This is a genomic window from Rothia sp. HMSC075F09, assembly GCF_001810515.1.
GTDB lineage: Bacteria > Actinomycetota > Actinomycetes > Actinomycetales > Micrococcaceae > Rothia.
In genome coordinates, this window is record NZ_KV801792.1 from 234,508 (window position 1) to 254,646 (window position 20,139).

Below are 20,139 nucleotides of genomic sequence, written 5' to 3' on the forward strand. Positions count from 1 at the left end.
CAACCATGAAGATCGGTCTGCTTACTTCCGGCGGCGACTGCCCCGGCCTGAACGCTGTCATCCGCGGCGCTGTCCTCAACGGCGTCAAGAAGTACGGCTACGAGTTCGTCGGCTTCCGCGATGGCTGGCGCGGCGTCGTTGAAGGCGACTACATGGACCTGCCCCGCCAGAAGGTCCGCGGCCTGGCATCCCAGGGCGGCACCATCATCGGTACCTCCCGCACCAACCCCTTCGACGGCCCCAACGGTGGCCCCGAGAACATCGAAATCATGATGGAACGCCACGGCATCGACGCAATCGTCGCTATCGGTGGTGAAGGCACCCTCGCAGGCGCAAAGCGTCTGGCAGACGCAGGCCTGCCCGTCATCGGTGTTCCCAAGACCATCGACAACGATTTGCGCGCAACCGACTACACCTTCGGCTTCGACACCGCAGTGTCCATCGCAACCGAGGCAATGGACCGCATCCGCACCACCGGTGAATCGCACCACCGCTGCATGGTCGCAGAGGTCATGGGCCGCCACGTCGGTTGGATCGCCCTGCACTCCGGTATGGCTGCAGGTGCACACGCAATCCTGATCCCCGAGGTCAAGGTCTCCATGGAGCAGGTTGCAGAGTGGGTCAAGGAAGTACACGACCGCGGCCGCTCTCCCCTGGTTGTTGTGGCTGAAGGCTTCATCCCCGAAGGCTTCGACGACGTCATGGCAAACAAGGGTACCGAGAAGGACGGTCGTCCCCGCCTCGGTGGTATCGGTGAGTACATCACCCACGAAATCGAGAAGATGACCGGCGTCGAAACCCGTAACACCATCCTGGGCCACATCCAGCGCGGTGGCGCACCCACCGGCTACGACCGCGTGCTCGCAACCCGCCTGGGCATGGGCGCAGTCGACATGGTCGCTCAGAAGCAGTGGGGCAAGATGGTCTCCGTTCAGGGCACCGAAATCAAGTACGTACCCCTCGAAGAGGCACTGGACGGTCTGAAGTCTGTACCTCAGGAACGTTGGGAAGAAGCAGCCGTCCTCTTCGGCCGCTAAACCCCACAGCCTCAGCGCATTAGCTGGGCACACATACTAAAACAACCGCGGAGGCGGGCACTCGTAACGGGTGTCCGCCTCCGCGGTTCTAGTTGGGATGGGTTCTAGTTCAGGCGGTTTTGGGTCGGGAGCGTCTAGCGCTTCAAGAAGTCCTGACCCGCCAAAGAACGACGCGCAACCTCACCGGACTCCGGCGAAACCACCGTCGTCTGAGCCACCGCATACTCGGTAGCCGGTGCCGGCGAACCATCGGGCAGGAAGTCGCCGCCGTCAACCGCGCGCAAAGGCGCCTGCGGATCAACGCCACGCTTAATCACAGCCAGCGCAATCGGGCCCGCCTCGTAATGCAACGCCACCGAGGTAATACGACCGACCGGGCGGGACTTGCCCTCCACGAACAGCTCGCTACCTGCCGCCGGCAGGGTGTGCTCAGAACCATCAATATCCAAGAACACCAGGCGGCGCGGTGGGCGACCCAGGTTATGCACGCGGGCCACCGTCTCCTGCCCCTTGTAGCAGCCCTTATCGAAATGCACCGCCGTACGGGTGTAATCCAGCTCCTGCGGGATGGTCTTATCGTCAGCTTCAGTGCCGTAGCGGGGGCGCCACGCCTCAATACGCAGAGCCTCCGCAGCCCACAGACCCGCAAAACGCGCGTCCGCAGATTCAGCCAGGGCGGGCAGAACAGAACGCGGCACAATGCTCAAGAAACGCACGTAGTCCGCACCCGGGTGAGCATCGCCCGCCTCATCGTAGCGGTAGCTACCCGGTGCCGGAGTGTGCCAAGGGTCCTCCCACACCAGCGGCTTGCACTCAGCGAGCGCCGGATGCACCGAACCGTCCTGCAGGATCGGGTTGCGGGCACTCTCCAGCACCGCGTACTCGTCGCTGAGGTTCTGCACCTCAACGCGCATCATGAACCTCATGCGGTTTAGGTAATCGGTCAGCGGCTGAGCCTGGTAGCCCTCAACGATCAGCCAGAGCGCCTCGCCGTCTTCAATTGCGGCGGGTGCGTACTCCACGCGGCCCTGAGGGGAAAGCAGCAGGAACTCGCGGCTCTCCCCGGCGGTCATACCGGTCAGAATCTGCGAGGCGATAGAAGTCAGCCAGGTCTGGCGGTCCGCACCCTCAATGCGCACTACGCCCAGGCAGGAGCGATCCACTAGCACCAGCGGTTCGCTTGCCTCGGCGGAGCGGTCGAAGCTGAGGGCGCGCTGCTCCAGCATGGGGTTGCCGTAGTGTGCGGCGACGCCGGCATCCAGCCCGGAGGCGGCAAAAGCGCCGTGCAGGCTCAGCAGGGGGCTCACCGGGCGGGAGGCATCGGGCTGGGGTGCCTCAGCCTGAGGCGCTTCAATCGAAGATTCAGTCACGGAAGGTGCACCTTTCACGCAAAGAGTCTGCCCCGCCGACCAGCGGGGCAGACACAAGTTAGTTATTAGGCTTAGTTATTAGGCGGTGGGCTCAGAGCCGGGCTCGCCGGTGGGCTCTTCGCCGTCCAGGGAACCGAACATCGAAGTGCCCAGGGAGTCGCCGGTCATCGAAGAGGTCTTACGCAGCTCAGCGGAAGCGTGCTTGTGCAGCTTGCCCTCGGCGTCTGCGACCTCCCAGTCCCACATGAGGTTGCCGTTGACCAGGCCCCACAGTCGCACGGAGCCTGCGTATTCGTGGGAAATGTCGTCGCGCAGTAGGTTGCCGGTCTGCATGCGGATGACCGGACCCTTAACCATGCCCACGTAGTTTTCGCTAATACCGCCGGGGTGCGCAATGGTTGCCAGCAGGGAGAAGCCGTCGTCGGCGTTGCGGAGAGTCTCTACGCTTGCCGCGTCAGCGAAGGCGGGAACAACGTCCTTGGGGACGATACCGAAGCCGCCGTCAGCGTCGGTGAGGGGGCGGTCAATCTGCCAGAAACCGGTTTCAACGGTGATGGGGCGCAGCTTCTGACCCTCGTCATCGAGCAGGAAAGACTCAGCGCGGTATTCAATGAAGGGCAGACCATCCTGCTCAAAAGTAATAATCTGGCCGAAGGGGGTGTTTTCCTGGCCTTCGTACCACATGGTTCCGGTGCCTTCCCAGGTGCCGAGCAACCATGCGAAGGGAACAAGTTCAGGGGTTAGGTTGGTAGGGATTTCAATAGCCATACCTTCCATTTTAGTATCCTGCGTACAACAGTAGCCTGTTCGTTCGCTCACGGCACGGGGTAGCACCGCCGTCTGCAGAGTAAACGGTACGGCGGGCAGCATAAAGAAAACCCCCAACCGGAGGGGACCGGGTGGGGGTTCACGCCGCCATTGGCGAGGCGGTACGAACCGTACGACCGCCTAAAGCCCTGTGTGGGCGATGCTTCTGCTCTGTGCGGGAAGACTACTTCTGTCCGCTGAAGAGGCCACGCAACACTGCGAATGCACCGATACCGATGCACACGGAGATGATAGCCATCAGCGACATGAAGAGAGCTTCAAGAGCCATAAGATTGTTTTCCATGCCTTAAACCTACCATAGACCCGCCCCGAAAGGGCGAGAATCAGCGGCAGAAACATAGTGAACAGCACGATTCTCAACAGGCATACGCCCCACCCGGCGCCAGCAAGATATTAGCCCCGCAGAATCCGGGTAGGTGCCCCATCATAGCCAGCTGAGAAGCCTGTACGAACAGTCCGGAATACGATATTCGGCCCGGTCTACACCGGCGCCCACAGCCGCGTCACAGCCTGGCGAGTACACTAGAAAGAGCCAAAAGTTTTACACGGGAAATACCTGGGAAAGGAGAGGGTGTGTACCGTATTGCGCTTCTGAGCGATACCGCCGCGCAGGATATGATTCCCTCGCTGAGTCTACTCAGCCACAAGGTACACGTTTTCCCCCTCGACACCGCCCATACGGCTCTCGAAACCGAGACATTCGACCTGCTCATGGTCGATGCCCGCACCGCCCTCGTTAAAGCACGCCACTGCGCCCAGCTACTGCGCGCCGCCGGCGTACAGTTGCCGCTCATCGCACTCCTGAACGAAGGTGGCATGGCGGCTGTTGCCGCCTCCTGGCAGGTGGACGATATTGTCTCTGACCAGGCCTCCCCTTCCGAAATGGATGCGCGTCTGCGTCTTGCCATCAAAAGGGAAGCAACCGCTGAAGAAGAAAACCAGCAGGAACGAGTGGTACGCGCAGGCAACCTCGTGATTGACGCCCAGGCGTACTCCGCGCATCTTTCCGGTACCGCACTGAACCTGACCTTCAAAGAGTTTGAACTGCTCAAATTCATGGCGCAGCACCCCGGACGGGTCTTCTCCCGCGCCCAGTTGCTCTCCGAAGTGTGGGGTTACGACTCCTACTACGGCGGTACCCGCACCGTGGACGTGCACGTGCGTCGTCTGCGTTCCAAGCTCGGTACCGAGTACGAGCAGATGATTTCGACCGTGCGTAATGTGGGGTATTCCTTCAATAGCACCCGCTAAATTTCGCGGCGCCAACCCCTCATTTGGTGTACCCGCTCTGCGAGTTGCCCCGGTGCTGCGCCGAGTACCAGAATGCGTAAATGTTCCGGTTCTTGTCATATTCGCCCAGGACGGAGAACAAACTCTCCAAAGAGCAACTATCCCCGGTAGAGTTGAATCAGAAGGCTACGAAAGAAGGCGATGATGGTAGACAACCAGACACCCGAAACCTCCACCCTGTCCACTGCAAGCACCCCGGTCTACGCAGAACCGCAGCTCACCGAAGAGCTGCTGGAACGCTTCGATTCCTTCGCGCAGAAGGTTGCCCGCCATGACGGCGTCTCGGCGTTCTCCGAGCAGACCCGCATTGAGCTGAGTAAGGCACTCCGCGAAAGCACCCTGACCCCTCCGCGTTTCTTTGTCGCCGAGGATAACGGCACCCTCGCTGCCGTCTTTGTGGCGCTCACCCCCGCCAACGACGAAGATACCGGCGTGATTGAGGCAGCCGTCGCCCCCGAATACCGCGGACAAGGCGTAGGTAGCGCATTCTTCGACCACGCCGTCCGCCAGCTGGGCGATGACGCGACCCGCTACCGCCTCTGGGTTCACGGTAGCGCCACCGACACCGGTATTGAAAGCCCCGCCCACGCGTTTGCAACCCTGCACGGTTTCGAGCCGGTGCGTGTGCTGTACAAGATGGTTCTGCCCCTGGACGCGCAGACCCGCGAAGAGCTTGTGGAACGCTCCGATGCGCGCACTCTGCCGGAGAACCTGCGCATGCGCACCTTCACCGGCGCGGACGAATTCCCCTGGCTTCGCGTGAACGCCGCCGCTTTTGCGCACCACCCGGAGCAGGGCAAACTCACCCTTGCTGATTTGCGCGAGCGCACCGGCTCCCCCTGGTTCCGCCCCGAGGGTTTCTTCATCGCCTCCGAGGTGGATGATGACTCCGCCATTGCGGCATTCACCTGGACGAAGATCCCTACCGGTCAGGAGCAGGGCGAACTATCCCCCTCCGGCGAGATTTATGTGGTGGGTGTGAGCCCGCAGGCTCAGGGAGGCGGCTTGGGCCGCACCCTCACTCTGCGCGCGCTGGCATACCTGGCGTGCGCTGAGGATGAGAACGGCGAGCCGCTGCGCGCCATTGACCTGTACGTGGACGCCGATAATGACACCGCCTACGCCCTCTACACTTCCCTGGGCTTTGGTGTGGCGACGGTTGATCGCATGTACGCTCCCGCGCAGCAGGATGAGCCTGCCGCATAGTTTCTGTACGCCGTCTTTGGCGTGCGTCTTCACGACTTATCCCCGATCAGAAAGGCAAGTACAGTATGGTACCCGCCCCCAATGGCCTGAATAAGGCGCCTAAGCCCAAGCCGTCTGAGCCTGCGCCCATGACCGGTGTCATTCACATTGGCCACGATATTTCGAAGATTGAGCGCGCCGAATCTCGCGGTGACCGCATTGAGAAGGGTGAGAAGCGCTCCTACTTCAGCTTGGAAGAGGAGTTCGGTCCAGATCGTTTCTTTGACCGTGAGAGCAGCTGGCTGGATTTCAACACCCGCGTGCTGGAGCTCGCGGAGGACCCGAACCTGTTCCTGCTGGAGCGTCTGAACTTCCTGGCGATTGTGGCATCTAACCTGGACGAGTTCTTCATGGTGCGTGTGGCGGGTCTGAAGCGTCGCATTGCGACCGGTCTGGCGGTTCCTTCGGCTGCCGGTCTGAGCCCCGAGGAGCAGATGGAAGAGATCGCTGAACGCGCCCACCAGCTGCAGGCTCGTCACGCTGATGTGTTCCACAACCAGGTTCTTCCGGCTCTGGAGGAGCAGAACATCCGCATTGTGGGTTGGAACGACCTGGATGCGGATGCTAAGCAGCGTCTGCGTCAGGATTTCATGCGCGACATTTTCCCGATTCTGACTCCGCTGGCGGTTGACCCGGCGCATCCCTTCCCCTACATTTCGGGTCTGTCGCTGAACCTTGCGGTGCTGGTGCGTAACCCGCAGACCGGCAAGGAGCTGTTCGCGCGCGTGAAGGTGCCCGATCAGCTGGACCGTATGGTCTCTGTGGATGGTTCGCGCGCCGCCAACACTGCGGGCCGCGAGAGCCGCTACATTGCTCTGGAAGACATCATTGCTGAGCACCTGGATACCCTCTTCCCGGGCATGGAGGTTGTGGAGCACCACGTCTTCCGCGTGACCCGTAACGAGGATCTTGAGGTGGAAGAGGACGATGCAGAGAACCTGCTGAAGGCTCTGGAGAAGGAGCTTCTGCGCCGTCGTTTCGGTCCGCCGGTCCGACTGGAGGTTGAGGACACCATCAACCCGACCATCCTGGATCTGCTGATTTCTGAGCTGAACATCGACGAGTCCGAGGTGTACCGCCTGCCGGCTCCGCTTGATCTGCGCGGCATGAGTGCGATTGTTCGCGCGAACCGCCCGGCTCTGCACTACCCCAAGCACATTGCGCACACTTCCCGCTGGCTCAATGCTACCGAGACTGCGAAGGCTGCAGACGTTTTCGCTGCCGCCCGCGACCACGACGTGTTGCTGCACCACCCGTACGATTCGTTTGCGACCAGTGTGCAGGCGTTCCTGGCGCAGGCTGCCGCTGACCCGCGTGTTCAGGCGATTAAGCAGACTCTGTACCGCACCAGTGGCGATTCCCCTATTGTGGATGCGCTGATTGAGGCAGCTGAGGCTGGCAAGCAGGTTGTGGCGCTGGTGGAGATTAAGGCTCGCTTTGATGAGGAAGCCAACATCTCGTGGGCTCGTAAGCTGGAGCGCGCTGGCGTGCATGTGGTGTACGGCATCGTGGGTCTGAAGACTCACTGCAAGCTGTCTCTGGTGGTACGCCGCGAGGGTAACCACCTGCGTCGTTACGCTCATATTGGTACCGGTAACTACCACCCGTCGACGGCTCGTTTCTACGAGGATTTGGGCATCATCACCTGCGATGAGCAGATTTGTGAGGATGTCTCCCGCCTGTTCAACCAGCTGTCTGGTTACGCGCCGAAGACCAACTACCAGTCGCTGCTGGTGGCGCCGCGTACTCTGCGTAGCGGCCTGATTGAGTGCATTGATCAGGAGATTGAGAACCACAAGGCGGGCCGTCCGGCGAAGATTCAGTTCAAGTGCAACTCCATGGTGGATGAGGCCGTCATCGATTCGCTGTACCGCGCTTCGCAGGCTGGTGTGCCGGTGGATGTGGTGGTTCGCGGTATTTGCGCGCTGCGCCCGGGCGTTAAGGGTCTGAGTGAGAATATTCGCGTCCGTTCGGTGCTGGGTCGTTTCTTGGAGCACTCGCGCGTGTTTGCTTTCGAGAACGGCGGCGACCCGATTGTCTACATTGGCTCTGCCGATATGATGCACCGCAACCTGGACCGCCGTATTGAGGCGCTTGTGCCGGTGAAGGATCCGCGCCACGTGAAGTATCTGCGTGATATGTTCACCATCTACATGAGTGATTCTTCGCGTACTTGGCACCTGGATTCTGAGGGTAGCTGGACCCGCCACGACACCGACGATCAGGGCAACCCGCTGCAGGATGTGCAGTCGTACTACCTGAGCTCGCGTTCCCGTAAGAACGTGGTGGATAAGGTCTAAGGATGTGCCGCTGACCTACCGGTGATTTCTGGTGATGAGCCCCGTCTGTTCTCGCGCTTTGTGGCGTGGGGCAGGCGGGGTTTTCCGCGTGTCGTGCAAAAACGTACGGTGGACTAGTGCACTTAACGCAAAAGTGAACAACAGGTTACGTTGAGATTACAACTTGACCGTTCTCTCGCCTACAATTAGACGCGGAGCATGGTGCCCCCTGGCATTGTGCACAAGCCTAGCGAAGAGGTTCAGAGAGAGATATGGCACCGCTGGATTCCCCCTCCATCTACTACTCGGCACGACGTTTTGACGCGGTCAACAGCATTGACCGTTCCCCCGCGAACACTGCGGATATTGTTGCTTCTGGCGCACTGATTTGGCGTATGCGCGATGGTGCGCTTGAGGTCCTGATCATTCACCGCCCTCGTTATGACGACTGGTCCTGGCCTAAGGGCAAGCAGGATCCGGGCGAGTCCCTTGCTGAGACCGCTATTCGTGAGATTCGCGAAGAGGTCGGTCTGCAGGTTGTTCTGGGTGTGCCCCTGGCGGTGACTTCCTACCCGGTGGGTGGCCGTCCGAAGGATGTTTTCTACTGGGCTGCTGAACTGCCCGACGGTGCCCGCGCCCTGGCTGATGAGGGTGAAGTGGATGAGCTGCGCTGGGTAACCACTGACGTGGCTCGCGCTCTGCTGACTAACGAGGATGATTTGGCGCCTCTGGAATCTCTGGAAGCCCTGGCTGAGGCGGATGCACTACGTACCCGCCCGATTCTGATTGCCCGCCACGCGAAGGCTAAGCCGCGTTCGAACTGGGCTGCTGCTGAGGATGACCGTCCGCTCGCGGCTACCGGTAAGCGTCAGGCGCTGGCTTCTAGCCGTCTCTTTGCGGCGTGGGCTCCGAGCCGCATTATTTCTTCCCCGTGGCTGCGTTGCGTTCAGACCGTGACCCCGTATTCGGTGGATTACGGTGTTTCGGTAAAGGAGAAGAAGTCCCTGTCGGAGGCTGGGGCTCAGCGTCACCCGGCGCGTACTGCCCGCGTGGTGGCTTCGCTGTTCGATAAGGATTCTTCATCCCTGCTGTGCACCCACCGCCCGGTACTGCCGCAGGTGATGGATGTTCTGCGCGAGTACCTGTTTGAGGGTTCCGCGGAGGTCCTTCCGACTGAGGACCCGTACCTGGAGCCCGGCGATGCCCTGGTCCTGCAGGTGACCGAGGGCGATGACCCGCGTATTGTCTCGGTGGAGCGTGTACGCGCGGCACTGGACTAGCATCCATATCTTTTATCTTCTAACGGCGAGCGCGCTGGGCTTTATGCTCAGCGCGTTTGCTCTACCTGCACCCCGTTTGCGGGTTGTACAATAGAGGGGCGGTTGCTTCTTTGCCGTCTCTCACGTCTACTGACAGGATTCAAGGTTTTTCTTATGACTCACGCAATCCCCACGCCCTATGAAGATCTTCTGCGCGAAATCCTCGAGGAGAACAAGGACGCCATTACGGCGGATGCGCAGCGTTCCGACCGTACCGGCACCGGCACCTTCGGTGTTTTCGGCCGTCAGATGCGTTTTGATCTGCGTGAGTCGTTCCCGCTGATTACCACCAAGCGTGTGCACTTCAAGTCGGTTGCTATTGAGCTGCTGTGGTTCTTGCGCGGTTCGTCGAATGTGCGCTGGTTGCAGGAGCGCGGCGTGACCATTTGGGATGAGTGGGCTGATGAGAACGGCGATTTGGGCCCGGTGTACGGCGTGCAGTGGCGTTCGTGGCCGACCCCCGATGGCGGCACGATTGACCAGATTGCGAAGGTTATTGAGTCTCTGAAGAACAACCCGAGCTCTCGCCGTCATATTGTTTCGGCGTGGAACCCCGCCGAGGTGGATAGCATGGCGCTTCCGCCCTGCCACGCGCTGTTCCAGTTCTACGTGTACGAGCGTCCGGACGGTGTGAAGGAGCTGTCCTGCCAGCTGTACCAGCGTAGTGCCGACATGTTCCTGGGCGTGCCCTTCAACATCGCCTCGTATGCATTGCTGACCTACCTGATTGCTGAAGAGGTCGGCATGGTGCCGGGCGAGTTCATCTGGACCGGCGGCGACTGCCACATCTACTCGAACCACCTGGAGCAGGTGAAGAAGCAGCTGGGCTACGGCACCGACCCGGAGGGTAACCCCTACCCGCCGCGCGAACCCTACCCGTACCCGAAGCTGGTTATTAAGACCAAGAAGCCTTCTATCTTCGATTACGAGTATGAAGACTTTGAGCTGGTGGATTATAAGCACCATCCCGGTATTGCCGCACCGATTGCGGTCTAACTGTAGGTAGTTCTAGGAGGCATGATGTATCGTCTGGGTGCTATTTGGGCTCAAACCGATGCCGGCATCATTGGTCGTGACGGGGATATGCCCTGGCGCGCCCCGGAGGATTTGGTGCATTTCAAGAAGGTGACGCTGGGTGCTCCGGTGATTATGGGTCGCCGCACGTGGGAGTCCTTCCCGCCGCGTTTTCGCCCTCTGCCGGGCCGTACGAATATTGTGATTAGCCGTTCTGTGGCCGAGGCGCAAGAGCGTGATGGCGCCCTGTGGGTTCCTTCGCTGGATGCGGCGCTGTACGCGGCTCGTGACGCCGTGGGCGCGCCGGTTGAGGATACCCCCGCGGATACCGTTACCGCGGATACCCCCGCAGTCGACGCCTGGATTCTTGGCGGCGGCTCCGTGTACGCGGAGGCGCTCTCCCGCACCAACCTGCCCGCTTTCGGTCGGGTGAAGACGGTGGAACGGACCCTCTTCTACTGCCAGGAGGGCAACGAGATTACCGGCGATACGCGAGCGCCCGAGCTGCAGCTTGCAGATTCTCAGGGTAACTGTGCGTGTATCTCCCCGAACGGGTGCTGGCGGACGGTCTCCGAGAGCGCCTGGGAGAAGAGCGAGAAGGGCTACCTGCTCGATGAGTCGGGCACGAAGAACCCCATGTACTTCTCGTTCCAGCGCCTCGAACGTATCTAGCTCAAGCTTCCCTCGTTCACTCGCCGATATAGACATGCATTTCAAGCCTGCGGCTACTCCACCCGGAGCGCCGCGGGCTTGAGTGCTTTTAACGCCTCCGCGGTGCATAACCGGTACCGAGACCAGCGCCTCCGCAGAATATCCCGTTCCGAATATCAGATTTTTTGTACGGTGTTAGTCCGCACCCGCCAGCCTGAGAGTACACTGGGAACCATGAACTTTAATCCCGGTGACTCTGTAGGTTTTGTTGGCTGGCGCGGCATGGTGGGCTCCGTCCTCATGAAGCGCATGGTTGAGGAAGGCGATTTCGAGGGCATTACCCCCGTCTTCTTCACCACCTCTAATGTTGGTGGCGCGGCGCCCACCTTCGACGGCGTAATTGAGCCGTCCGAGCTGAAGGACGCATACGACATTGACGAGCTGCGTAAGCACTCGATTATTGTGACCGCTCAGGGCGGTGGCTACACCGAGGCTGTGCACCCGAAGCTGCGTGCAGCTGGCTGGGACGGCCTGTGGATTGACGCCGCTTCCACCCTGCGCATGAACGATGACTCCATCATCGTGCTGGACCCCATCAACCGCGACGTCATCGACCGCGGTCTGGCATCCGGAGTGAAGGACTTCGTCGGCGGTAACTGCACCGTCTCCTGCCTGCTGATGGGCCTGGGCGGCCTCTTCAAGAACGACCTGGTCGAGTGGGCAACCTCCATGACCTACCAGGCTGCTTCCGGCGGCGGCGCACGCCACATGCGTGAGGTGCTCGCACAGTTCCGCGACCTGGGCAACGAGGTCTCCGAGGAGCTGAACGACCCCGCATCCGCAATCCTGGACATTGACCGCAAGGTTCTCGCTAAGCAGCGCTCCGGCGAGCTGGATTCTTCCCAGTTCGGTGTGCCGCTCTCCGGCTCTCTGATTCCCTGGATTGACTCCGACCTGGGTAATGGCCAGTCCCGCGAAGAGTGGAAGGCTGAGGTCGAGACCAACAAGATTCTGGGCCGCCCCGAAGACGACAAGATCACCATGGACGGCCTGTGCGTCCGTATCGCTGCAATGCGCTCGCACTCTCAGGCGCTGACCATCAAGCTCAAGAAGGACCTGCCGCTGGAGGAGATCGAGCGCATCATCGCCGAGGATAACCCCTGGGTTCGCTTCGTGCCGAACGAGCGTGAGGCGTCCATGGAGCAGCTGACCCCCGTGGCTGCTTCCGGTTCTCTGGAGATTCCGGTCGGCCGCGTACGTAAGCTCGCTATGGGCCCCGAGTACATTAGCGCGTTCACCGTGGGTGACCAGCTGCTGTGGGGTGCTGCTGAGCCGATTCGCCGTATGCTGCAGATTGCTATTGGCAAGCTCTAAAGCTCACTGACAAGCTATAAGAAAGCCCTCGCTACCGTTCTTTTCGGATGGGAGCGAGGGCTTTTTGTGCCTGCGTATAGCGCGTGTGGGGTTAGCGCGAGCTGGTTTAGCGCTGGTTTGCGGCGGCGGCTTTGCGTTCTGCCTTACGTGCGGCTTTGCGTTCCTTGCGCTGCTGTCGCCAGGCGCGGTAGCGGTACCAGGCGGTGAGCACCACGTGCTTCATAAAAATATTGGCGCGGCGTGCCCAGGTGAATTCGGTACCCCAAATGCCCAGGCCGATAAAGATGAACAGCCAGCCGGGGCCGGGGGTGACGAGCATAATCAGTCCGGCGATAAAGCAGAAGGCGCCCACGCCGATGACGAGGGGCTTGTAGAGATGACGCATGACCGGATGCGCGTGCATGCGCTCCTTGCGGGCTTCGAGCCAGCGGTGGAAACGACTGGTTTCGCTTTCCTTGACTTCATCTTCGAGGGTTTTCAGGGTTGGTCCTTCCAAACGTGCCGTAGGTGAGTTTCACCGGGCGGCGGTGGTTAGAGAATAGCACCTACCGCTGGGCGACGGCTGTGAAAGATTTCTTCATGTTGAGATTTTTCCGTCATCTTCAAAATTTTTTCGTTTCAATAGTGTTCAAGTCGAAAGTACCTTTATACACTGTAATGGAACAATTCACCCGGCACTTGTGCCTAAACACTAAGGAAGCGACCCACTACCGTGTCCTCCTCACGTCCCGCATCGACGGACTCACACCGCACCAACGCTGTTGCACCCGCTGGTACCTCTGCACCCGCTACTGAACGCAACGCCGCACCGACCCTCAACGAACGCCTCGAAAACCTGCCCTTCACCCGCGCCCACGGCAAGCTCCTGGGCATCTCGGGTCTCGGCTGGGCGCTGGACGCCATGGACGTCGGCCTCATCTCCTTCGTCATGGCGGCACTCATCAAGGAATGGCAGCTCAGCCCCACCGAAGCCTCCTGGCTCGGATCCATCGGATTCGCCGGCATGGCGCTCGGCGCAACCTTCGGCGGCCTACTCGCCGATAAGCTCGGCCGCCGCTACATCTTCGCCCTTACCCTGCTGATTTACGGTCTGGCGACCGGTGCCTCCGCCCTGGCAACCTCCCTGGGTGTGCTGCTCGTCTTCCGTTTCCTGGTTGGTCTGGGTCTGGGCGCGGAACTTCCCGTGGCGTCCACCCTGATTTCTGAGTTCTCGCCTCGCGCTATCCGCGGCCGCGTCGTGGTCGCCCTGGAGGCTTTCTGGGCTCTGGGCTGGATTCTCGCCGCTCTCATCGGTACCTTCATCGTTCCGCAGGCGAACGGCTGGCGTTGGGCGCTTGCCATCGGTCTGATTCCCGCCATCTACTCTCTCGTGATCCGTATAGGAACCCCCGAGTCCGTGCGCTTCCTGGAGTCGGTCGGCAAGCACGATCAGGCACGCCAGGTGGTCGAACGTTTCGAGGCCTCCCCCGCGCTTTTCTCCCGAACCGGTAAGAAGCAGACCGAAGACGCTTCCGCACACGGTGCCGCAGAAAGTGCCGACAACGCAGAATCCGCGAAAATCCACTCCATCTGGGCTGCCGGTCAGCGCCGCAAGACCATCGCCCTGTGCGTCATCTGGTTCTGCATCAACCTCTCCTACTACGGCGCGTTCATCTGGATTCCGGCGCTGCTGAACGCTCAGGGCTTCAGCCTCGTGAAGTCCTTCGCGTTCACGCTCATCATGACCCTCGCCCAGCTGCCCGGATACGCGGTCGCCGCCTACCTCATCGAAAAGTGGGGCCGACGCGCAACCCTGGCGACCTTCCTTCTCGGCTCCGCACTGGCGGCTGCTGGCTACGGCATGGCGCACTCCGAGGTATTCATTATCCTCGCCGGTTGCATGCTCTCCTTCTTCAACCTCGGCGCGTGGGGTGCCCTCTACGCCCTGAGCCCGGAGATCTTCCCGACCCACCTGCGCGGAACCGGCACCGGTGCCGCCGCCGGTATTGGTCGTATCGCCTCCATCGCGGCGCCGCTCATTGTGCCGCCGCTGGTCGCTTTCGGTGGAACCCCGCTGCTCTTTACGCTCTTCTCCACCGCGTTCCTGGTAGCGGCAACCACCGTGTTCCTGCTGCCTGAACGCCGCGGCGAATCCCTCTAAACGAGCGGCACGCCCTACAATATGAGCTGTCCCTCCTGAACGCTCTTTCCGAGCAATCAGAAGGGACAGCTCATTTGTCATTTAAGCCCTCTAACCGTGCGCCACAACCTCAAACTATGAGAGGATACGTTCTATGCTCGATTCCTTCCTCTCCAACCCCTACCGCACAGAGTTCAGCCCCTGGCCCGTGAGCGAACACTACGCCACCGAACGTGCCGGCGGCGTGCCCGAAGCCATGCTGCTGCCGGGCGAACTCACCGTGCACCGTAGCGATGGGGCAAAAATGAGCTACTACTTGGACTGGCCCGAGGAATTCAACGAATATACCCGCGCAATCACCCTGCGCCCGCGCACCAAAAACGGCTACCCACAGGACTTTACGCTCAGCGTCGCCGTACGCGACGGCCAGGCTGTCTTCACCGCAACCGCCCTCAGCTTCTGGGAACAGCGCGACGGCCGCCCCTACGACCGTGAGCCCATCGCCCGCGGCTACGTGGACGTCGTAGCCTACGAATCCTGCGAGGAATACGCAGGCAATTCCGCCGCGCCCGCCCTCATCGGCTGGGATATCGCAGACCTCTACCCTGCACGCATAGCGCTCATCCGCGCCCTCTGCGAAGGAATCGCCAGCAGCATCACAATGGGCACCCAAATCCTCGCGGACGGGCAGGTACAGGTCGACCACAAGGACGGGGATTTGCTCGCCCTACACGTAAACGCGATCAGCACCGTAGGCGGCATGGTCCGCGCCCTCATCATCGAGCAGGACCGCGTGCCCAGCGGCGTATCCACCGGCACCACTACCGGCGCCTCCGAGCGTGCCGATCTGCAGACGCGCGCCTACTACGCCAACGTGCTTTCCCCCGTTCCCGGCGAGTTCGGCAACCTTGTCTGGTCGCACAGCGAGGATGCGGAATACTACCCGTACCGGCCCACGCGCCATAAGCCGATTTTCCACGCCCCCAGCCCGCCGCAGAAGCTTCCCCTGGCGGTTCAGGTACTGATGGAGCACCTGCCCGCCGCTCCCCTTGCGGCAACGCGCACAGCGCCCAAGCGCAGGCCCTACCTGCCGGGGCAGGCACGTATCTCCTCCCCTCGCCACTAGCTCAGCGGGTCAATACAACGCTTCGGGCGGCCTCTTTATCAGAGACCGCCCGAAGCGTTTATTCTGAAGCGTTTATTCTATGCGTCCTAGCGCTACGAAAGGCGAGAAGTTAAGCGTTTAGATTTCGCCGTTGACAACGACAGGCTCAGGAACCAGGGTCACACCAAAACGTTCACGCACGCCGTCGCGCACAGCGCGGGCGATAGCGAAGATGTCCTCAGCGGATGCGCCGCCGCGGTTCGTAATCGCCAGGGTGTGCTTGGTCGACAGGCTCGCACGGCCCTGAGCAATCTCGCGAGACTCACCCTCCAGGCCAAAGCCCTTCTCGAAACCGGCGTGCTGAATCAGCCAAGCAGCCGAAAGCTTCACGTGATCGGGGTCCTCGACACCCGCGGTGAACGGGGAAGTCTTCACGACCACCGGGAAGTTCGGGGCGCCCTCGGGCAGGGAATCCAGGGTCGAGCGCGGAACAATCGGGTTGGTGAAGAAGGAACCGGTGGAGAAGGTGTCACGGTCCTCGGGGTTGAGCACCATACCCTTGGAGCCGCGCAGCTCCAGCACCTTTTCGCGTACCAGTGCGGATTCGGCGCGCTGACCGGGCTCAACGCCCAGGCTCTTCGCCAGCTCGGCGTAACGAATCGGGGAGGACAGGCTACCGAGGGTGAACTGGAAATCAACGGTCAGCACCACGTAGCGGGGCGAGCCGTTGACGGTTGCCCGCTTGAGCACCGAGTCGCGGTAGCCGAAGCGCAGGTCTGCGCTCGCGAAGGTCTTCCGAGTGTTCTTTTCACGGTCCCAGGTGCGTACGGAGGCGATGAACTCGCCCACCTCAACGCCGTATGCGCCGACGTTCTGCACGGGGGTTGCACCCACAGTGCCGGGGATGCCGGAGAGAGCCGCGGGGCCAACCCATTCGTTCTCGATGCTGAGCTTCACGAAGTCGTCCCAGATGGTGCCCGCCTGCACGCGCACGTTCGCGCCGCCGCATGCGGGGATGGGCAGGACCTCTACGCCTTCGGAGGCGATGTGCACGACGGTTCCGTTGAAGCCTTCGTCGGAAACCAGCAGGTTGGAGCCGCCGCCCACGATGAGGACGGGTTCGCCTGCGGCGTCTGCAGCGGAGACTGCTTCGATAATTTCTGCTTCGGAGGTGGGGCGGACGTAGGTCTTAGCGGGGCCGCCTACCTGGGCGGTGGTCAGTTCGCTCAACAGCTTTTCAGTCATAGGTTAAGAATACCTGTCGTTGTGCGGGGTCAACACCCGCCACGCGTTAAAGTCACGAAAACCTTATGGTGATTTTGCCTTCATTTTCCGGCGCGCCTCCCGCAGAAAGAAGCGCCACCACCTGCGTCGGTGAGCGCGCTGCCGAGCACACAGCCGAGCGCACAAAAGCCCCGGCACCACCTCATCGGGTAGCGCCAGGGCTTTCACATAATTGCTTTCACACGGCTATCTGCAAGCACAGAAACTCTATGCCGAGAGACGAACCACAGCCTGGCTCTTCATCAGAACCTTCTGCTCCTTGCCTTCCTCATCACGAGCGGTGACGGTCAGGTCAATGCGGGCGGTGCGCTCCTCCTCGTTCAGGGCGCCCACCTTACCGCTGATGGTCAGGGCGTTCGTGGGGGTGTCGGGGTTTTCGCCGCCGGGTGCATCCGCCACGGGAACGGGCTTGGTGAATCGAGTCTGGTAGTCCACGATCGCGCCAGGGTCGCCCGCCCAGTCGCTCACGAGCTGCACGGCGGTACCCATGGTCAGCATGCCGTGAGCGATCACGCCGGACAGGCCCACCGACTGAGCAAAACGCTCGTTCCAGTGAATCGGATTGAAGTCACCGGATGCGCCAGCGTAACGCACCAGCGAAGCGCGGGAGAGCTCCACGGTACGCGAACCGATGTCCTGGCCCTTTTCAAGCTCTTCAAAACGCACCATTAGTTTTCCTCCTCAGCACGAACCAGCAGGGAAGAAATGCAGGTGGTGACCGGCTCGCCCTGCGCGTCAACGATTTCTTCACGGGTAGTCAGCATTGCGCCGGCACCCATAACGCGCACGGAGTCCACGTGAACTTCGGTGCGCAGCTCATCACCGGCAACGATGGGGCGGTGGTGGGTGAAGCGCTGGTCGGCGTGCACCACGCGGGAGAAATCAATACCGGCGGAATCGTCGTTGATGAGTGCCGCGTCAGCTGCCTGCGCCAGGATAATGGCGAAGGTCGGCGGGGCAATCACATCTGCGTACCCTGCCGCGCGGGCTGCCTCAACGTCGTGGTGGAGGGGGTTTTCTGCGTGAACTGCTCGGGCAAATTCGCGGATCTTTTCGCGACCGACAACGTAGGTGTTCTCGGACGGGTAGACCCTGCCCACAATCTCAGGGTTAATGCTCATGATTTCAGTCTACCGTTCTTGTGCACAGTGTTCAGCTCAAACGTACAGAGTGGACAGACCACTGTACAGGTAACCGGCGTGCAGGCGTGCAGTATTTCGTCGCATTTTTACCTGCTAGCGAAGGCCCCTACCCATCCAGCCCAAGCAGGCGTAGGCTGGACGGGTACCCGCAATCTATTTCAGAAGGAAAAGTTATGTCTTCCAACGTAAAAATTTCGGTGCTTGACCTGATGCCGCACCGCCCCGACCAGAGCCAGCACCAGACCATGCTCAACACCATCGATGCCGCCCGCGCGGCTGAGTCCTACGGGTACGAGCGTTTCTGGGTCGCCGAGCACCACAATGCCGGCTCCCTGCTGTCCTCGGCGACCATCGTGGTCATGGCGGAGATCGCTGCCGCAACCGAGCGTATTCGCGTGGGTTCGGGCGGCATTATGCTCCCCAACCACGCACCCTACGTGGTGGCGGAGCAGTTCGGTACCCTCAACGCATTCCACCCCGGCCGTATTGACCTGGGTGTGGGCCGTGCGCCCGGCACCGACCCGATGACCGCCGCCGCTCTGCGCCGCGACGATTCTGCCGCCATGAGCTTCCCCGCCGAGGTGCAGCAGCTGCAGCGCTTCCTGGGCGAGCCCTCCCCCATGCACCGCGTGCACGCCATTCCCGGCCAGGGCTCGAAGGTGCCCCTGTACATTCTGGGTTCTTCCCTGTTCGGTGCGCAGCTTGCCGCACAGCTGGGTCTGCCCTACGCGTTCGCTTCGCATTTTGCGCCCGCAATGCTGCAGGAGGCGGTAGACACCTACCGCGCAAACTTCAAGCCCTCCGAGCACCTGGAACAGCCCTACGTCATGGTGGGTGCAACCGCAATGCTCGCCGATACCGACGAGCGAGCACGCTACCTGTACACGACCCAGCAGCAGCATTTCCTGGGCGTGGTGCGCGGCAATCTGTCTTTCGCACCTCCCGTGGAAGATATGGACGCCGTCTGGACCGACGCGGAGAAGATGCACATTGAACGCATGACCGCCGAAGCAATCGTAGGCTCCCCCGCCACCGCACAGGCTCGTATTGAGGACCTGGTGGCGCGCACGGGCGCTGACGAGCTCATCGTCATGACCGAGGCGTGGGAGCACGAGGACCGTCTGCGCTCCTACGAGCTGCTGTCCCAGCTGCCGGTGGTGCGCCGCGCCTCCTAACGCTTCGATCAGAGCATAAAGATGAAGCCCCCGAGTATTTTTCTCGGGGGCTTTGCTATGCCCGGCATCGGGCCGCGGGGCTGAGTACCTATTGAGCACATGCAGACCGGGCTTCAGGCAAAGAAAATAGGCAGACAAAATGGCAAACAAAAAAGCCTGCCTCCGAAGAGACAGGCTTATCTGAGCCCCGACCGGGAATCGATCCCGGGACCTCCATCTTACCAAGATGGCGCTCTACCACTGAGCTATCGGGGCGTAGCGGTGGACGGGCTCGATCCGTCGACCTCACGATTATGAGTCGTGCGCTCTAACCAGCTGAGCTACACCGCCACATCATTAATACGTGCTCTCGCATGAATTAATGAGAGAGCCCCGACCGGGAATCGATCCCGGGACCTCCATCTTACCAAGATGGCGCTCTACCACTGAGCTATCGGGGCAACAGGTAAAACTATACAGGTCTTCAAGAATGCTCGCAAGCGGAGAAGCTATGGCATGCACCACATTTAACGTTTTCCTGTTCTCCGCCCTGCCGCACGATAGCCCAGCAATGACCAGGCGCCCCAGTAATGATCAGGCACCACCGCAACAGCTGACGCAAACACATCAACACCCATATACATAAAGACCGGCAGGAGAGCTTATCGCTCCCCTGCCGGTCTTTGACTCATCTGCGGATGACAAGGCTGCTAGCCGATAGACTCAGCAAGCCCCTCATATCGCAGATTCAGGCTTAGCCGAAATCTTAGTAGCGCTTGCCGCGGCCGCCGAAGTCACGGCCACCGTCACGGTTACCGCGGTAGCCGCCATCGCGACGATTATCACGGCCACCGAAGTCGCGACCACCGAAGTCACGACGCTTGAAGTCGCGGTCACCGCCGAAGTCACGGCCACCGTCACGGTTACC

The 20,139-nt window shown here is 61.0% G+C and carries 17 protein-coding genes and 3 tRNA genes; 11 read left to right on the forward strand and 9 right to left on the reverse strand.

The features are described 5' to 3' along the window. Window positions 1-5: 5 nt before the first annotated feature. The gene (locus tag HMPREF2749_RS06060) at window positions 6-1,037 is read left to right on the forward strand and encodes a 6-phosphofructokinase (RefSeq protein WP_049347329.1); all 1,032 of its coding nucleotides are present in this window, start codon (window positions 6-8) and stop codon (window positions 1,035-1,037) included. Window positions 1,038-1,171: 134 nt separating this feature from the next. On the opposite strand, the gene HMPREF2749_RS06065 is transcribed toward HMPREF2749_RS06060, so the two are convergent. Continuing rightward, complete coding sequence (locus tag HMPREF2749_RS06065; RefSeq protein ID WP_049349201.1) at window positions 1,172-2,407, reverse strand: CAF17-like 4Fe-4S cluster assembly/insertion protein YgfZ; 1,236 nt, start codon at window positions 2,405-2,407, stop codon at window positions 1,172-1,174. A gap of 78 nt (window positions 2,408-2,485) precedes the next feature. Continuing rightward, window positions 2,486-3,175: a nitrobindin family protein gene (locus tag HMPREF2749_RS06070; protein WP_049349557.1), complete on the reverse strand. Its 690-nt coding sequence runs from the start codon at window positions 3,173-3,175 to the stop codon at window positions 2,486-2,488. A 633-nt stretch (window positions 3,176-3,808) separates the two neighbouring features. Between HMPREF2749_RS06070 and HMPREF2749_RS06075 the strand changes: the two genes are divergently transcribed. The 7 genes from HMPREF2749_RS06075 (at window position 3,809) to asd (ending at window position 12,407) form a co-directional block, all read left to right on the forward strand. Continuing rightward, the gene (locus tag HMPREF2749_RS06075) at window positions 3,809-4,486 is read left to right on the forward strand and encodes a winged helix-turn-helix transcriptional regulator (protein WP_080977137.1); all 678 of its coding nucleotides are present in this window, start codon (window positions 3,809-3,811) and stop codon (window positions 4,484-4,486) included. A 180-nt stretch (window positions 4,487-4,666) separates the two neighbouring features. Further along, window positions 4,667-5,731 (forward strand): mycothiol synthase, encoded by a 1,065-nt coding sequence (gene mshD, locus HMPREF2749_RS06080; RefSeq protein ID WP_049349198.1) that lies wholly within the window; start codon window positions 4,667-4,669, stop codon window positions 5,729-5,731. A 65-nt stretch (window positions 5,732-5,796) separates the two neighbouring features. Continuing rightward, window positions 5,797-8,070: an RNA degradosome polyphosphate kinase gene (locus HMPREF2749_RS06085; RefSeq protein WP_080977136.1), complete on the forward strand. Its 2,274-nt coding sequence runs from the start codon at window positions 5,797-5,799 to the stop codon at window positions 8,068-8,070. A 251-nt stretch (window positions 8,071-8,321) separates the two neighbouring features. Continuing rightward, a complete protein-coding gene (locus tag HMPREF2749_RS06090; RefSeq protein WP_049341087.1) occupies window positions 8,322-9,329 on the forward strand; it encodes an NUDIX hydrolase in 1,008 nt (335 codons plus the stop codon). A 153-nt stretch (window positions 9,330-9,482) separates the two neighbouring features. Beyond that, the gene (locus tag HMPREF2749_RS06095) at window positions 9,483-10,364 is read left to right on the forward strand and encodes a thymidylate synthase (RefSeq protein ID WP_049341085.1); all 882 of its coding nucleotides are present in this window, start codon (window positions 9,483-9,485) and stop codon (window positions 10,362-10,364) included. A gap of 24 nt (window positions 10,365-10,388) precedes the next feature. Further along, window positions 10,389-11,054, forward strand: coding sequence for a dihydrofolate reductase (locus HMPREF2749_RS06100; protein WP_049347341.1), 666 nt, complete (start codon window positions 10,389-10,391; stop codon window positions 11,052-11,054). Window positions 11,055-11,267: 213 nt separating this feature from the next. Then, complete coding sequence (gene asd, locus HMPREF2749_RS06105) at window positions 11,268-12,407, forward strand: aspartate-semialdehyde dehydrogenase (protein ID WP_049349196.1); 1,140 nt, start codon at window positions 11,268-11,270, stop codon at window positions 12,405-12,407. A gap of 106 nt (window positions 12,408-12,513) precedes the next feature. On the opposite strand, the gene HMPREF2749_RS06110 is transcribed toward asd, so the two are convergent. Then, the gene (locus HMPREF2749_RS06110) at window positions 12,514-12,903 is read right to left on the reverse strand and encodes a PGPGW domain-containing protein (RefSeq protein WP_049360511.1); all 390 of its coding nucleotides are present in this window, start codon (window positions 12,901-12,903) and stop codon (window positions 12,514-12,516) included. Between the two features lie 216 nt (window positions 12,904-13,119). On the opposite strand from HMPREF2749_RS06110, the gene HMPREF2749_RS06115 reads away from it, so the two are divergent. Both HMPREF2749_RS06115 and HMPREF2749_RS06120 read left to right on the forward strand, forming a co-directional pair. Next, window positions 13,120-14,547: an MFS transporter gene (locus HMPREF2749_RS06115; RefSeq protein ID WP_049360513.1), complete on the forward strand. Its 1,428-nt coding sequence runs from the start codon at window positions 13,120-13,122 to the stop codon at window positions 14,545-14,547. Between the two features lie 133 nt (window positions 14,548-14,680). Next, complete coding sequence (locus HMPREF2749_RS06120; protein ID WP_070593739.1) at window positions 14,681-15,652, forward strand: histidine kinase; 972 nt, start codon at window positions 14,681-14,683, stop codon at window positions 15,650-15,652. Between the two features lie 117 nt (window positions 15,653-15,769). Here the strand turns inward: HMPREF2749_RS06120 and HMPREF2749_RS06125 are convergent, their stop codons facing one another. The 3 genes from HMPREF2749_RS06125 to HMPREF2749_RS06135 all read right to left on the reverse strand — a co-directional run bounded on the left by HMPREF2749_RS06125 (window position 15,770) and on the right by HMPREF2749_RS06135 (window position 18,036). Further along, entirely contained in the window at window positions 15,770-16,876 is a 1,107-nt protein-coding gene (locus HMPREF2749_RS06125) for a UDP-N-acetylmuramate dehydrogenase (RefSeq protein ID WP_070593741.1), read from the reverse strand. Window positions 16,877-17,122: 246 nt separating this feature from the next. Further along, the gene (locus HMPREF2749_RS06130) at window positions 17,123-17,584 is read right to left on the reverse strand and encodes a MaoC family dehydratase (protein WP_049356309.1); all 462 of its coding nucleotides are present in this window, start codon (window positions 17,582-17,584) and stop codon (window positions 17,123-17,125) included. Then, window positions 17,584-18,036, reverse strand: coding sequence for a MaoC family dehydratase N-terminal domain-containing protein (locus HMPREF2749_RS06135; RefSeq protein ID WP_005504824.1), 453 nt, complete (start codon window positions 18,034-18,036; stop codon window positions 17,584-17,586). Before HMPREF2749_RS06135 ends, HMPREF2749_RS06130 begins: the two co-directional genes overlap by 1 nt. 194 nt (window positions 18,037-18,230) lie before the next feature. On the opposite strand from HMPREF2749_RS06135, the gene HMPREF2749_RS06140 reads away from it, so the two are divergent. Continuing rightward, window positions 18,231-19,232: an LLM class flavin-dependent oxidoreductase gene (locus tag HMPREF2749_RS06140; RefSeq protein ID WP_070593743.1), complete on the forward strand. Its 1,002-nt coding sequence runs from the start codon at window positions 18,231-18,233 to the stop codon at window positions 19,230-19,232. A gap of 183 nt (window positions 19,233-19,415) precedes the next feature. Here the strand turns inward: HMPREF2749_RS06140 and HMPREF2749_RS06145 are convergent. The 3 genes from HMPREF2749_RS06145 to HMPREF2749_RS06155 form a co-directional block, all read right to left on the reverse strand. Continuing rightward, a tRNA-Thr gene (locus HMPREF2749_RS06145) sits at window positions 19,416-19,487 on the reverse strand. 1 nt (window position 19,488) lies between these two features. Further along, window positions 19,489-19,562: transfer RNA gene (locus HMPREF2749_RS06150), tRNA-Met, on the reverse strand. A gap of 38 nt (window positions 19,563-19,600) precedes the next feature. Then, window positions 19,601-19,672, reverse strand: a tRNA-Thr gene (locus HMPREF2749_RS06155). Between the last annotated feature and the right edge of the window lie 467 nt (window positions 19,673-20,139).

Excerpts from the sequence above, each read along its gene's own strand:
- HMPREF2749_RS06060 (WP_049347329.1), top strand. The coding sequence starts at position 6 with ATGAAGATCGGTCTGCTTACTTCCGGCGGCGACTGCCCCGGCCTGAAC.
- HMPREF2749_RS06070 (WP_049349557.1), bottom strand. The coding sequence starts at position 3,175 with ATGGCTATTGAAATCCCTACCAACCTAACCCCTGAACTTGTTCCCTTC.
- mshD (WP_049349198.1), top strand. The coding sequence starts at position 4,667 with ATGATGGTAGACAACCAGACACCCGAAACCTCCACCCTGTCCACTGCA.
- HMPREF2749_RS06085 (WP_080977136.1), top strand. The coding sequence starts at position 5,797 with ATGGTACCCGCCCCCAATGGCCTGAATAAGGCGCCTAAGCCCAAGCCG.
- HMPREF2749_RS06090 (WP_049341087.1), top strand. The coding sequence starts at position 8,322 with ATGGCACCGCTGGATTCCCCCTCCATCTACTACTCGGCACGACGTTTT.
- HMPREF2749_RS06095 (WP_049341085.1), top strand. The coding sequence starts at position 9,483 with ATGACTCACGCAATCCCCACGCCCTATGAAGATCTTCTGCGCGAAATC.
- HMPREF2749_RS06100 (WP_049347341.1), top strand. The coding sequence starts at position 10,389 with ATGTATCGTCTGGGTGCTATTTGGGCTCAAACCGATGCCGGCATCATT.
- asd (WP_049349196.1), top strand. The coding sequence starts at position 11,268 with ATGAACTTTAATCCCGGTGACTCTGTAGGTTTTGTTGGCTGGCGCGGC.
- HMPREF2749_RS06120 (WP_070593739.1), top strand. The coding sequence starts at position 14,681 with ATGCTCGATTCCTTCCTCTCCAACCCCTACCGCACAGAGTTCAGCCCC.
- HMPREF2749_RS06125 (WP_070593741.1), bottom strand. The coding sequence starts at position 16,876 with ATGACTGAAAAGCTGTTGAGCGAACTGACCACCGCCCAGGTAGGCGGC.
- HMPREF2749_RS06130 (WP_049356309.1), bottom strand. The coding sequence starts at position 17,584 with ATGGTGCGTTTTGAAGAGCTTGAAAAGGGCCAGGACATCGGTTCGCGT.
- HMPREF2749_RS06135 (WP_005504824.1), bottom strand. The coding sequence starts at position 18,036 with ATGAGCATTAACCCTGAGATTGTGGGCAGGGTCTACCCGTCCGAGAAC.
- HMPREF2749_RS06140 (WP_070593743.1), top strand. The coding sequence starts at position 18,231 with ATGTCTTCCAACGTAAAAATTTCGGTGCTTGACCTGATGCCGCACCGC.